16 protein-coding genes and 1 pseudogene are annotated in these 12,391 nt (G+C 34.4%); 9 read left to right on the top strand and 8 right to left on the bottom strand.

The genetic code is table 11. The features are described 5' to 3' along the window. Positions 1–234: 234 nt before the first annotated feature. The 4 genes from QHH19_04170 (at position 235) to QHH19_04185 (ending at position 2,938) form a co-directional block, all read left to right on the top strand. Complete coding sequence (locus QHH19_04170; GenBank protein ID MDH7517521.1) at positions 235–630, top strand: hypothetical protein; 396 nt, start codon at positions 235–237, stop codon at positions 628–630. Positions 631–786: 156 nt separating this feature from the next. After that, complete coding sequence (locus QHH19_04175) at positions 787–1,227, top strand: hypothetical protein (protein MDH7517522.1); 441 nt, start codon at positions 787–789, stop codon at positions 1,225–1,227. Positions 1,228–1,497: 270 nt separating this feature from the next. Continuing rightward, complete coding sequence (locus QHH19_04180; protein ID MDH7517523.1) at positions 1,498–1,674, top strand: hypothetical protein; 177 nt, start codon at positions 1,498–1,500, stop codon at positions 1,672–1,674. A 49-nt stretch (positions 1,675–1,723) separates the two neighbouring features. Then, positions 1,724–2,938: a DEAD/DEAH box helicase gene (locus QHH19_04185; protein ID MDH7517524.1), complete on the top strand. Its 1,215-nt coding sequence runs from the start codon at positions 1,724–1,726 to the stop codon at positions 2,936–2,938. 64 nt (positions 2,939–3,002) lie between these two features. Here the strand turns inward: QHH19_04185 and QHH19_04190 are convergent, their stop codons facing one another. The 3 genes from QHH19_04190 to QHH19_04200 all read right to left on the bottom strand — a co-directional run bounded on the left by QHH19_04190 (position 3,003) and on the right by QHH19_04200 (position 6,024). Next, positions 3,003–4,445 carry a hypothetical protein gene (locus tag QHH19_04190; protein ID MDH7517525.1) on the bottom strand — a complete coding sequence of 481 codons (1,443 nt, stop codon included), beginning with the start codon at positions 4,443–4,445 and terminating at the stop codon, positions 3,003–3,005. A 621-nt stretch (positions 4,446–5,066) separates the two neighbouring features. Continuing rightward, on the bottom strand, positions 5,067–5,345 hold the full coding sequence (locus QHH19_04195; protein MDH7517526.1) for a hypothetical protein: 279 nt from the start codon (positions 5,343–5,345) through the stop codon (positions 5,067–5,069). 424 nt (positions 5,346–5,769) lie between these two features. After that, the gene (locus tag QHH19_04200; protein MDH7517527.1) at positions 5,770–6,024 is read right to left on the bottom strand and encodes a hypothetical protein; all 255 of its coding nucleotides are present in this window, start codon (positions 6,022–6,024) and stop codon (positions 5,770–5,772) included. A 79-nt stretch (positions 6,025–6,103) separates the two neighbouring features. Between QHH19_04200 and msrB the strand changes: the two are divergent. Beyond that, positions 6,104–6,500, top strand: a pseudogene (msrB, locus tag QHH19_04205) (peptide-methionine (R)-S-oxide reductase MsrB). Between the two features lie 3 nt (positions 6,501–6,503). On the opposite strand, the gene msrA reads toward msrB, so the two are convergent. Next, positions 6,504–6,977: a peptide-methionine (S)-S-oxide reductase MsrA gene (gene msrA, locus QHH19_04210; GenBank protein ID MDH7517528.1), complete on the bottom strand. Its 474-nt coding sequence runs from the start codon at positions 6,975–6,977 to the stop codon at positions 6,504–6,506. 223 nt (positions 6,978–7,200) lie between these two features. Between msrA and QHH19_04215 the strand changes: the two genes are divergently transcribed. Next, complete coding sequence (locus QHH19_04215; GenBank protein ID MDH7517529.1) at positions 7,201–7,635, top strand: peptidylprolyl isomerase; 435 nt, start codon at positions 7,201–7,203, stop codon at positions 7,633–7,635. Positions 7,636–7,691: 56 nt separating this feature from the next. Here QHH19_04215 and QHH19_04220 read toward each other — a convergent pair whose 3' ends face one another. From QHH19_04220 to QHH19_04230, 3 genes are read right to left on the bottom strand one after another with little or no spacing between them, the layout of a single operon-like run. Beyond that, positions 7,692–8,402, bottom strand: coding sequence for a hypothetical protein (locus QHH19_04220; protein ID MDH7517530.1), 711 nt, complete (start codon positions 8,400–8,402; stop codon positions 7,692–7,694). A 4-nt stretch (positions 8,403–8,406) separates the two neighbouring features. Continuing rightward, positions 8,407–9,105 (bottom strand): ABC transporter permease, encoded by a 699-nt coding sequence (locus QHH19_04225; GenBank protein MDH7517531.1) that lies wholly within the window; start codon positions 9,103–9,105, stop codon positions 8,407–8,409. After that, positions 9,102–10,118: an ATP-binding cassette domain-containing protein gene (locus QHH19_04230; GenBank protein ID MDH7517532.1), complete on the bottom strand. Its 1,017-nt coding sequence runs from the start codon at positions 10,116–10,118 to the stop codon at positions 9,102–9,104. Before QHH19_04230 ends, QHH19_04225 begins: the two co-directional genes overlap by 4 nt. A gap of 148 nt (positions 10,119–10,266) precedes the next feature. Between QHH19_04230 and QHH19_04235 the strand changes: the two genes are divergently transcribed. After that, positions 10,267–11,088, top strand: a complete 822-nt coding sequence (locus tag QHH19_04235; protein MDH7517533.1) for a hypothetical protein — start codon at positions 10,267–10,269, stop codon at positions 11,086–11,088. Positions 11,089–11,116: 28 nt separating this feature from the next. On the opposite strand, the gene QHH19_04240 is transcribed toward QHH19_04235, so the two are convergent. Next, on the bottom strand, positions 11,117–11,563 hold the full coding sequence (locus tag QHH19_04240; GenBank protein ID MDH7517534.1) for a protease inhibitor I42 family protein: 447 nt from the start codon (positions 11,561–11,563) through the stop codon (positions 11,117–11,119). Positions 11,564–11,860: 297 nt separating this feature from the next. On the opposite strand from QHH19_04240, the gene QHH19_04245 reads away from it, so the two are divergent. Together QHH19_04245 and QHH19_04250 are read left to right on the top strand one after the other, a co-directional pair. Further along, positions 11,861–12,043 carry a hypothetical protein gene (locus tag QHH19_04245; protein MDH7517535.1) on the top strand — a complete coding sequence of 61 codons (183 nt, stop codon included), beginning with the start codon at positions 11,861–11,863 and terminating at the stop codon, positions 12,041–12,043. Positions 12,044–12,084: 41 nt separating this feature from the next. Next, positions 12,085–12,391: DNA alkylation repair protein (locus QHH19_04250; GenBank protein MDH7517536.1), on the top strand; the 307-nt coding region annotated here is incomplete at its 3' end.

Below are 12,391 nucleotides of genomic sequence, written 5' to 3' on the forward strand. Positions count from 1 at the left end.
CAAATTCTGGCCAACGCTATGGCTACCGCTAACTAAATCCATAAAATTTTTTTCACGCCCTGGGCAGGTGTTCTATGGCATCCGCCTCTGGCGGGTGCGCCTGCCCAGAAGTAAAAATGTTTGTTAGAAGAAAAATAGCGTGATTCACCCCCATGCTAAAGTCTGGGGATTTCTCGCTCACAAAATGTTAAGAAGTTTAACAATGTTTCTTTTGAATCTGGTGATGGATCTGGGATGACATACATAAAAACCGCTTTTAAAGATGTTTGTTATTTTTCGTTGTACAATAGTGGAAGAATTGTTGGATATTTTGGCAAACCAGAGGATCGTGAACCTGATTTTGTTATAGGATCTGATTCAAATATTAATCCACTTACAAAAAAGTATTACTTTATGGACAACCCTGCTCCAATCAGATACAAAGATAGTCTTATTGTGTTGTGTGGTTACACAAAGAGAATCGAGGTGTGGAAAAACATACCTGATGAAAGTGGGGCTCTTCCTGATATTGTTTATGATCTTGAATTTGAACCGATAAGCGGGGCTGTTTATGATGATAAATTTTTTGTGATAGGCAGAGGAGGATATGCCCAGGGGTTTTTGCGGTTTGGAACTGCTCTAGTTTGTTAAATGGTGAACAACCATTAATACTTTTAAATAAAAAAACTAGGAAGTATTGATATTAATGAAGGCAAGGGAATCACTTTTGATGACAAATACGCCTACATCACAGTTAATGGTAAATTGTATGTTTGGAACAAACCTTTTGATTGGAACCAAAACCCTGTGAAAGAAATCAAAATGGATTCTGATATTGGTAAAATTAGCAGCAATGGTGAAAAACTTGCTTGTGTTTACAGTGGTACTACAAATACTATCATAATCATAGACATTCAAACCATACTCAATGACACACCAGATTATATTGAAGTTTTATCAGAACCAGGTATACATTTTAATCTACCACAAGATGTTTTCATCGATGGTAACCATTTATTTGTTGCTGATACCAATTTTAATAGAGTTCTTATTTGGAATAATATACCATCCTCAGGAAGCGACATTCCTGATATTGTGATTGGTCAAAACTCTTTTGAATGTACTCTGCAACCCAAGTTTACAAAAGATGGGTTATTTTTCCCAGGTGGGGTTTGGTTTGATGGAAACTTTTTATGGGTTGGTGAATTTAAGTTTTCTCATAGAGTTCTGCGTTATTCTATACATTAATAGTATCAACAGGGTAAAAGTGTACAAACGCAAAAATGAATCTATAGTTTTTCCACCAGATTCCTTTCACTAAACATGATAGTAGTACCACAAATTTGTCTAAAATTTATGAATACAAAACTATATAAACAACGGAGACCTTGGTACTTACGATAAAATAATAAAATATCAGGATTCTAAAAATCTGTTATTCTGGTTTTATAGAATTTAACTGTTTTTGTTTTTTTATCAGAAGTAAAAAAAAAATAAGCAAAATGAGGCTAAAAAAAAATGAATCGAAGAAGAAACAAAAAATCATCCAATATAATTAAAATTTCCAATAGAAAAGTTACCAGATGTAGTAAGTTATCGCTGCCTGTTTTTGAAAACGGTATATGCGATGAATTTAAAACCGAGCTTGGTAAAGAAGTAGAAAGAAATTGTAAAAACTGTATGTATTCATTTTAATGTTAAATTAACATAAAAAAAAATTTTTTTATAAATAGGTGAAAAGAAAATGAAATTTGAAGAAATAAACATAAACAAAAAACTTATAGAAACAATACATAGACGAGGATTCGAAGAATTAACTGCGATCCAAGAAAAATGTTTACCAGAGATAATAAAAGGTAGAGACGTGATAGGGCAATCAGAAACAGGATCAGGGAAAACACTGGCTTTTTGTCTACCGATATTGGATAAAATTATTCCAGGTGCGGGACTACAAACAGTTGTTCTAACACCAACAAGGGAACTATGTGTACAAGTAAGCGAGGTATTTGCAGAATATGGAAAAAACCTTGGAATAAAAACAACTAGCGTGTATGGTGGTGTAGGAATAGAGCCACAGATAATGGAACTAAGAACATCAGACATAGTAATTGGTACACCTGGTAGAATGCTTGATCATCTACGCAGAAAAACCATGGGTTTAAGTAAAGTAAGATTCCTAGTGCTTGATGAATTCGATAAAATGCTAGAGATGGGTTTTATAGAGGACGTCGAGCAGATAATAAAGCAAGTACCAAAAAACAGACAAACATTGATGTTCAGCGCAACACTATTATCAGATGTTGACAGGTTTATCCACAAACACATGAACAACCCCCTGGTTTTACAAACACAATCGTATGTGGATGAGAGTAAACTAGAACAAATCTATTACGACATATACCCACAAAACAACAAATTCTCCATCCTTGTGCATCTACTTAAAAACAACAAAGAAGGACTAGCAATAGTATTCTGCGCTACAAGACGAGAATCAGATATCGTCGCAAAGAACCTAAGATACCATGGCATCCATGCCTCAGCAATACATGGTGGGATGAGCCAAAACAAAAGATCACAATCACTCAACTCTTTAAAAAACCAACAAACAGATGTCCTAGTAGCAACAGATGTAGCAGCCAGAGGATTGGATATAAAAAACGTAACACACATCTACCACTATGATGTACCAAAAACAGCAACACAATATATACACAGAATAGGTAGAACAGCACGCGCAGGGGCAAACGGAAAAACAATAACGTTACTAACACAACCTGACCATGACAACTTCAGACGAGTGCAGAGCAACAACGACCTAAAAATAGAAAGAGCAAAAATCCCAGATTACAAAAACGTCTCATTCTCCAGAAAAGACTACAGACACAACAAAAGACCATTCCAAAGAAAATACCATCATTCTTTTGGAAAATACAAGACTATAAACCATAATAATTACTAGAAATTTTATAAAGAACTCACTCACACTAAAAATATATTTTTACCAAAAAAAATTTGATCAAAAATCAATTGTCAGAATCTACAGACCCAATTGCCCATACACCATCACCGAAACTACCAAAAACAACCCGTGGCTCACCGTTTTTCATCAAAATCGTGTATTCACCAAATGCAAGATTAATTGATCGCAATGGTCCCTCAAAAAGTTTAACCTTCCATAATAACGAGTTATTTGCTGCTAAATCAATAGCAATAACATAACTATTAGCTTTTATTGGTCTTAAAGCAGTCGCTGAAACAATCAAAACAGGGTTTGTATCATTCCCACACATAGTCATAACCGAAGAAGGTAGATGAAATCCTTTTTCTTGAACAATATCATCTATAACAATCCTCTCTAAAATACTTCCATCTTCTGTAGAAAAACGAGTCAACATTCCACCAAATTGATCCACATACCAGAAACCTCCTCTTGGGTCATATGTAAAGGATGCTAAGGTTGTACGAGGATATGGCACCCTCCATTTTTCTTCCCAGTGATCACCTTTGTCAGTTACCGCAAATACGTGGGGATCCATACGTAAACTCGGATTTGACCTATAACCATCAAAATATATAGTATCATTAATCAACGTAGGGCTTGCCTGGCTTGGACCACCGAACTCAAAATACCAAGCCACAGATAATCGTTCATCAATATTCTGGTTATCAGGATCAACATCAATTGCGTATAACCTAGCATGACGAAGTAAAGTAGGCATACCTTTTGGTCCTTCATAATGAGTCGAAATATACACCCTGTTCCCATTCACACAAGGCGTATTTATAGTTGAAAAAAAACCCTTACCATCAACCCTTAACAGACGATCTAAAAAACGAACCCTCTCATTTTCCCCAAGATATCTATAGGCTATAAGCGAACCATCACTAGAATTAAATGCATAAAGAGGCCCTCCCATTGTTGCAATAATTATTGTACCATCCTCAGTAATAACCGGACTCCAAGGAAGCCCACCATAAGGCAACTCTGAAACCCATTCAACAATCTTACCATCAACATCATAATCAAAAATATCAATCATAGTAACAATACGATTATCACATATGATAACCCGACCATGAACATCAACCATAGGCGCAGATGAAACAGTCCAAAAATTCAATAAATCACCAGATGACCATATTCGATTCCCATCATAATCATAAATAACAAGAGTATCTTTTTTCCCAGCAAAAGTACAAGCAGCAATTTCCCCATTTCCAGATATACCATTTCCTAATGAACCAGTTTTTTCTCCTATTAAACCAGTGCAATGCCATAGTATCTTCACATTGTTTTTTGGTACAGGCAAACAAACATAATCTGACAAATGAGGATTACTATGAACCATTCCGCCCCCCCATTCAGGTAAAATAAAATCTATTTTATCATCTGCATTCACGGTTCTGATAAAAAGTACTGCAAGTAGAAAAAAAACTGAAAGCACTACTATAATACTTTTTTTCATAAGGTTATATCTTTATTTACAAGTATAAATATATTTTCATTTAATTATATAAAATTTATATTTTATATATCATTCTAATAATTAATACAATCCTAAAATTAGAAAATGCCCTATAACGTCTAAACCATAATCCAGACATTACAAACTATTATCAAAAATCTCACCTATAACACAAAATATAGATTTCAGAAAAACATTATGATAAGATAGCTGCCTATTTTTTTATTATCGCTGATGGTACCACGAAGTTAATTATTGTTGATCCTCCTGATGATATCTCTTTGTTGGCATATACCACACTTTAGGAGCGGTATATCCTTCATCAACAAATAATTTCCAAGTACCATTTTCATATCATTCAATAATTGTAATTTTAAAGATAGAATCGCCCTAAAACCTGGGATGTAACCATGTCGGGCTAGCTGCAGTTAGTCAGGAATGCCACCAGTCTATTTTGACTAGTAGTGCAGGCATGCATTTTGGCAACTACAAAAACCATGGTCTCAGATAGAAATCAACATATATTGTTACGTTAGGTTCTGTTACTTCTACAACAATCATTTTTGATGGATAATATCCAAAATGAAATGCTCTAAAATATATTTTATAACTTTCACCCTGTCATTCCCAACCTACTTCCGTCTCCCCCTTGTTAAATCCTCCTACATCAGGAATTAACGACCACCATTTAGAAGTTCTCGAGGTAACCCATGTCCATCCTGTTTCTATTAAATTATTTGTTTTACTATTTATAAACCTCATATGAATCCAAGTCATTTCTGGCGGCTCTGTTGTTTTTACTTTATTATTTTTTTCTTTTTGTATTTGTATACTTGAAACACATGGCAGAGATAGTATAATTACCAGCTCCAATATATAACCAAAAATTATTTTTTTCATTTCTTTTCACCTTCTCTTATTATATTATATAGAATTATTTATATATAAATTTTATAGAACAAAATATAAATTTTATAGAACAAAAATCCTATAAGATACCAAAAAAACAGGTTTTTACAATGATTTAATCTTAAAAAATAGATTTAATTAAGTTTTAAAAATCTTGTAAAATAAAGTGACATTGTCAACATTTTCTAGTAGTAAAAGATGTTTGTTTAGACAAATACATACTCTGAGTTCATTATCGTTTTTCTGCATCTCTTAATTTGATGAGTGATGCTTCCGATCTTGATTGATAATACACTTCTAAAAGGTGATATTTTTAATAGAATCTCTTATAGGCTCTTATCACTCTATTATTTTTCAACAGCCTAGTTCTAATCTCTTGTTCAACAAAGAATATATCTGAAAGATTTATATTATCTTACTTCTCTAAAACATCAACTATCGGGTTCGCCTGCAATTCCTTCTCAGCAGATTTATCTAATACCTCAATGTAAAGTGGGTTTAATGTTTTGTAGTGCTTTACTTTTATTTTACCCTGTTTTTCCAAAATCTTAAGTTTTTTTATCTCTTTAAGCGTATTTGATACGCTCTCATATATCTCATCTATAGTGGTAGCATCTCTACTAATATCATAAACGTAGTTGTGCCACCACACAACGTATTGTCTTTCCATGTTTACCTCTCCAGTTATCAAAAAAGAGTACCATGTTTATATAGTTAAGCCGTTTTATTTATAAACCCGAAGGAAAAAAATGGCTAAAAAACAAATTACTAAATCAGAAAAAGAATGGAAAGAAATCCTAACGGAAAAAGAGTTTAAAATACTCATGGAAAAAGCAACCGAACCACCTTTCACAGGCGAATTGTTATACAACAAAGAAGAAGGGGTTTATGTTTGCGCGGGTTGCGGCAACAAAGTATTCGTCTGATTTCAAATTTGACTCTATGTGTGGTTGGCCTAGTTTTTCCAAACCATTTTCAAACGATAATATAGAGTTAAAACCTGACCATAGTTTTGGTATGAATAGAATTGAGGTTTTATGCAAAAGATGTGGCGGCCATCTAGGTCATGTATTTGATGATGGACCAATGCCAACTGGTAAACGTTTCTGTATTAACTCCGCTGCTCTTTATTTCAAAAAAAGATAATTTTTATTGTATTCTGCAGCCTGACAAACCCTTCTTTTGCAGATACCTCTGATGATACTCCTCTGCCTTGTAAAACTCGCCTGCCTGTGTTATCTCTGTGACTATGGGTTTAGAGTATTTCTTTGATTTAGCTAACTTGTCTTTTGATGCCTCAGCAATCTTCTTTTGTCTTTCATTATGGCAGAATATTACTGATCTATATTGTGTACCAAAATCAGGTCCCTGTCTGTTTAGCTGTGTTGGATCATGTATACTCCAAAAAATTTCTAGTAATTCTTCGTATGAAACTTTTTTTGGATCAAATTCAATTTGTACTACCTCAGCATGACCTGTTTTATCTGTGCAAACATCCTCATAAGTTGGGTTCTTAAGAGTACCACCCATGTAACCCACAGTAGTTTTTTCTACCCCTTTTATTTTTCTAAAAGCTTCTTCAACACCCCAGAAACATCCTGCTCCAAATGTTGCTTTTTCCATAAAGTTATTTCCTCTTTTTATTTATGTTTTTATAAATCTGGGATCCCCTTTTGCCATTTTTGTATTTTGTCAACATAATGTGGCAATTTATTTAAATCATAGTTACATATAGTGTTCAAATAAAAGGATGAGGATGAAAGACTCGGTTTTCTTGTAAAACCGGGTATTTGATTTTTGTTCTTTTAAAATAAAAAAATAGAAGAGTAACAGAGGAGATTATAAAATGAGATGTGTAAAAAAAGGTGACAAAGTCAAAGTAGAATATACCGGGATGCTAGAGGATGGAACAATTTTTGATAGCTCAGAAAAACATAACGCCCCACTAGAATTTGTTGCTGGTGGAGGACAATTAATCAAAGGATTCGATAACGCAGTAATAGGTATGAACATTGGGGAAGAAAAAGAGATAAAGATACCACCAGAAGAAGCATATGGTATGCCAAACCCTGATTTCGTTAAAGAAGTACCAAGAGATTGTTTCCCACCTGATCAAGAAATTAAACCAGGTATGATTTTCGTAATGAAGATGGATAATGGAAGACAAATACCATTAAGAATAACCCTTGTATCAGAAGACAAAGTAACTGTTGACTTAAACCCACCACTTGCTGGTAAAACACTTATATTCAAAATAAAACTAATAGCAATTATCATCTAAAAAAAAAGTTTTAAGTTTAAAATAATGATTTTGCAGCAAATAACTTTGTACAATATTCAATATTTTTTGTTAAACTGGTACATTAATAATATCAATAAAATAATGTGAAACGCATAACCTATTCCTAGATGTAAATAGTCTTGATTCCCTGTTTTTAATAATTTATCCAATGCCATGAACGTCCAGAAATTTGGTATCACACCAAGGATATATTTCCAGTTGTCTGCAACAAAAAACGCAAAAAGCGGTAGTAAAAATATGCTACCAGCTGTTTTGAACAATGCAAAAGCTTGTACCTTGTTATTAGCGAGGTTGTTTATCATTAATGCTATCAGTGGTGTAAAAAGCGTAAATAGAACAGCTACTGGTAGATAATCCAACAGAGGAATGTCAATTAGACCTGTTAGTAAAGGGAAAAACAGGATGAAAATAAAAGATAAAAAAGATATAAAAAACAACCTATAAACCAGGTAGCTTGTTCTTGATATAGGCATAACACGTAAAACTGTCAAAAGATTTTCATCACGTTCATCCATGATAAGAAATGATATAACAAAGCCGAACACCATTGGCATCATGATCGCCATCACCATATAAAGAACTGGATAGAATGGGTCAAGGGGGTACAAGTTTTTTGAAATCCATGGTATTATCAATCTGCATAATATTATGAAAATTATAGGAGATACAATACATCCAACAACGAGCAGCCGGTCTCTTGCTATGTTTTTCAAATCATTTATCATTAGTTTAGTAACAAAAACCATCTACTTACCCCTCCATTACTATGTGTTTGTAGAAAGCTTTTTTTGATATATAGTAACATAGTATTATCCAGAATATAAGGTAAACGACTCCATATATCGTTTCATTTATCGATATCTCCCCAAAAACCCCCTGGAATAATGTTATAGATGCTTGTGAAGGCAAAATATAGAATATATCGTTTTTATAGATACCTGACCCGTGCAGAAGCGGAGGCAAAAATAAAATTAACATAGCAATCATCATTAGAACCAGATACTCGTTTATGCTATGGCATCTTGAAACCATTATGAACCCGACTAGTATGAGAAAAACAGAGGTTAATATTATGCCTGTTAACATGTAGAAATAGTTGAATTCAAAACCATGCGCTAAATACAGGAAAAGAAGAGCAGCTACTATGGAGAGTATTGTTAATGATATTATTTTTGCGAGGAAATAGTTCCTAGTCTGCATCGGTGTCACAATAAGTGCTTGTATCGTGTTCTCATTTTTTTCAAATAGTACAAGCGCCCCCACAAACATGATCCCAATTAATGTCGGGTCGAAAAATAAAAACATTGTTAAGAAAAACGTTGTGTTGAATGCTGGTAATGCTACTAGTGCTATGTAGTATAAGATCGCACCTAACATCGCTATATAGATTATTTTGTATCTATGACCCAGTACAAACTCCCATTTAAGCATTGTTAGTAGCTGGTTCATTTAAGCTGCCTTCCCGTCACTTTTATAAAAACATCCTCGAGTGTTGCCTCCTCTGTATGTATTGTTTGTACTCGCCCACTGTTTAGTAAATTTATGAACATGTTGTTTGTCCCTAGGTTTGCCAGATTAAACTCTTCACATAAAAGATTACCATCTTCTAGGTATTCTACTCTAACAAGTTTTTTCCCGTGTTTTAACTTCAGTTCTTTAGGGCTTGCAATTAGTGATAACCTGCCATCCACCATAAACCCTACTCTATCACATAGCTCATCTGCATCTATCATATTATGTGTTGTAAGAAAAATTGATACACCCTCCTTCTTTTTTTGGAGTATTATGTTTTTCACCTGCCTGGCACTAACCGGGTCAAGACCAGTTGTTGGTTCATCAAGGAAAAGCATCCTGGGGTTGTTTAATAGCGCACGAACAAAGTTTAGTTTCGTCCTCATACCCTTTGAGAATGATCCTACACGCTGATTTGCATCTTTATCTAAATCCACCATTTTCAGCAACTCATAAGGATCAACAGTTTTCACTTTGTAAAAAGATGAAAAAAGTTCCAGGTTTTCCAGAGCAGTCAATTTCTGATAATGATTTGGTAACTCAAAACAAACACCTATATTATTGTATAAATCTGACCCCCAGTTTCTCAAATTCTTACCAAACAACTCAACATCCCCATTATAACCTTTTAATAAACCTATGATTACTTTCTGTGTAGTACTTTTACCAGCACCATTTGGTCCAAGGAAACCAAAAATCTCACCCTTTCTTATTTGAAAAGAAATACCATCCACCGCCTTCTTTTTTGATTTCGGGTAAGTGAACTCAAGGTTTTGTACTTTGATAGGATATTCATCAACACCTAATTGTGTTATGGGTTGTTCTTCTGGGAATCTAAAAAAACCTTTTGTGTTGCATCGTGGACAAACTAATTCAATTCTTTCCCCAGGGTTTGCTTGAACAGTGACAACGGTTTTACAATTCGGACATGCGATTGTTTTTGTAATCATTTCTTTATCACATCCTCATCATCCTTTAAGACAACGCCCTATATTGTTTGTAATATAAATGCTCGCACATTTAATTAACCCCATTTATAAACAGAAACATAATTAATAGGTAACCTGTTGTTAAATAATGAACTAAGGGAGAGAGATTATGGAAAGAAACATTAAACATATTTTGTTAGCAGCAGGAAATAGTATAGCTGTTATAGCAACAATAATTGTTAACACCCTAGCGGTTGTGCTTCCTTTAAACGGTAAAACAACACAGGAGCTATCAGACAACATACCAAATTTGTTTGTTCCAGCAGGGATAACATTCTCGATATGGAGCATCATCTACATTTTTCTGATAATATTCATGATATACCAGATAATGTGTTTGGTAAAGAAACAATCAGATACAAATTATATAGAGAAAATAAGCGGATGGTTCATACTAGCAAGTCTAGCAAACATACTCTGGATAATTTTATGGCATTACGAACATGTCTCATTCTCGCTATTAGCAATGCTTCTTTTACTAGCCTCGTTATTAATGATATACCTCAGATTAAACATAGGTTTGTCCGCAGTCCCATTAAAAGAAAAACTAGCAGTTCACACTACTATAAGTATTTATCTAGGCTGGATATCAGTTGCCACAATCGCAAACGTCACCGCAGTATTAGTAAAAGCTGGTGTTGGAGAACTATTTCTAGGGCAGACAACATGGACCATTCTTGTCATAGCTGTTGCCACTTTACTCACGATATTGATGCTTCTTAGAAGAAAAGATGTTGCATATAGCTTAGTGATAATCTGGGCTTTGCTAGGTATAATGATAAAACGTCTCAACACAGACCCCACATATGGCGTGCAAACAAATATCGCAATCACAGCAGCCATCGCTATGGTAATTATCGCAATAGTAATGATTACGAGAATAATACAAACCGTCTACAAAAAAGAACCGACTAAAAAGTGGAATAAATAAGAAAAAAGGGGGGAGGTGGTAGAAGTCTTCACTGGACTTCTACCTCTATGACGAACGTTGCACAAACATCAATCTTATCCCAGGATCTACTACATTCCAGTTCAAGTGTTGTAGAACCGGTTTTCTCTGCTGTAAACACCCAGATGTCGTTCCCAAAATCACCTAACATACCTGATGGCTGGCTATCGTATCGTTCTGTGAGACTCAACACTGTTTCATCTAGTGTTACAATCTCCCAGGTGTACCCACCGTCACCATAATCTCTAAGTTCTAAATTTAACTTGTCGCCTTTCTTCAAAAACAAGGTAGCATCATTATCTTCTGCAGTGATAAACTTTGTAGTGTGGTTTTCATCAGTTGTTTTCGCTTTCAGTATAGATACTACGCTTATCGCAGTTGTCACTATTATTACTGCGCTTATCACCAGCCCAAACATGTAGATTACCTTATTTTTTTGACATATCTCATCAGACATATATTGTCCTTAAAAGTATATATAAGGCTGGAAAATGTTCGGAAAAAAACCAAACAAAAAAACAAGTTTTATAGATATATTTGAGCAAAAATCTTCGCTCAGCGTTAAATTACTGGCTTCCCCAGGTGTTCAACAAAATCCCTTTCCCTGCACCTCTACTTTTACAGCAGAAAAAAACTTTTAAAAATAACACATTAAACAGTTAGACAATAAAAATATAATAAATAAAAACTCATTTACAAAATGACCACGATGATGAAAAACTATCTCACACTAAGTGCTGCAATATGCTGAGAAATGGGCGAGCTGAGTGGCCAAAAAACACTGGTGACAAATATGCGATACGAAGAAATCATAAATAAACTGAAAACATTATCAAAACCAGAGAACGTAGAGGGCATGGCAAGATATGGTATAAATCCAAAAAACAACCTTGGAATATCGATCTACGAGTTAAGACCCCTCTGGCAAAAGAAATAGGTACAAACCACGATCTTGCACTGAAGCTATGTGACTCAAAAATCCATGATGCGAGACTACTAGCAATTTTTATAGATGACCCGAAAAAAATAACAGCAGAGCAGATGGATTCATGGGCAAATGATTTTGATTCATGGGATATCTGCGACCAAGCATGCACAAGCCTCTTTGATCAATCACCATTTGCATATGAAAAAGTGTACAAATGGTCGGATACCGAGAAGGAGTTTGTAAAACGCGCAGCATTCTCTCTCATAGCAGGAGTAGCTGTACATGACAAAAAAAAAACACCTGATGAACAGTTCATCTCATTCCTAGATATCATAAAAAAACAGTCAACAGATGAAA

Source organism: Candidatus Thermoplasmatota archaeon (assembly GCA_029907305.1).
Lineage (GTDB): Archaea > Thermoplasmatota > E2 > DHVEG-1 > DHVEG-1 > JARYMC01.

What these genes read in the sequence shown, in the direction of transcription:
- QHH19_04170 (MDH7517521.1), top strand. Translation starts at nt 235, where the DNA reads ATGACATACATAAAAACCGCTTTTAAAGATGTTTGTTATTTTTCGTTG.
- QHH19_04180 (MDH7517523.1), top strand. Translation starts at nt 1,498, where the DNA reads ATGAATCGAAGAAGAAACAAAAAATCATCCAATATAATTAAAATTTCC.
- QHH19_04185 (MDH7517524.1), top strand. Translation starts at nt 1,724, where the DNA reads ATGAAATTTGAAGAAATAAACATAAACAAAAAACTTATAGAAACAATA.
- QHH19_04190 (MDH7517525.1), bottom strand. Translation starts at nt 4,445, where the DNA reads ATGAAAAAAAGTATTATAGTAGTGCTTTCAGTTTTTTTTCTACTTGCA.
- QHH19_04195 (MDH7517526.1), bottom strand. Translation starts at nt 5,345, where the DNA reads ATGAAAAAAATAATTTTTGGTTATATATTGGAGCTGGTAATTATACTA.
- QHH19_04200 (MDH7517527.1), bottom strand. Translation starts at nt 6,024, where the DNA reads ATGGAAAGACAATACGTTGTGTGGTGGCACAACTACGTTTATGATATT.
- msrA (MDH7517528.1), bottom strand. Translation starts at nt 6,977, where the DNA reads ATGGAAAAAGCAACATTTGGAGCAGGATGTTTCTGGGGTGTTGAAGAA.
- QHH19_04215 (MDH7517529.1), top strand. Translation starts at nt 7,201, where the DNA reads ATGAGATGTGTAAAAAAAGGTGACAAAGTCAAAGTAGAATATACCGGG.
- QHH19_04220 (MDH7517530.1), bottom strand. Translation starts at nt 8,402, where the DNA reads ATGGTTTTTGTTACTAAACTAATGATAAATGATTTGAAAAACATAGCA.
- QHH19_04225 (MDH7517531.1), bottom strand. Translation starts at nt 9,105, where the DNA reads ATGAACCAGCTACTAACAATGCTTAAATGGGAGTTTGTACTGGGTCAT.
- QHH19_04230 (MDH7517532.1), bottom strand. Translation starts at nt 10,118, where the DNA reads ATGATTACAAAAACAATCGCATGTCCGAATTGTAAAACCGTTGTCACT.
- QHH19_04235 (MDH7517533.1), top strand. Translation starts at nt 10,267, where the DNA reads ATGGAAAGAAACATTAAACATATTTTGTTAGCAGCAGGAAATAGTATA.
- QHH19_04240 (MDH7517534.1), bottom strand. Translation starts at nt 11,563, where the DNA reads ATGTCTGATGAGATATGTCAAAAAAATAAGGTAATCTACATGTTTGGG.
- QHH19_04245 (MDH7517535.1), top strand. Translation starts at nt 11,861, where the DNA reads ATGGGCGAGCTGAGTGGCCAAAAAACACTGGTGACAAATATGCGATAC.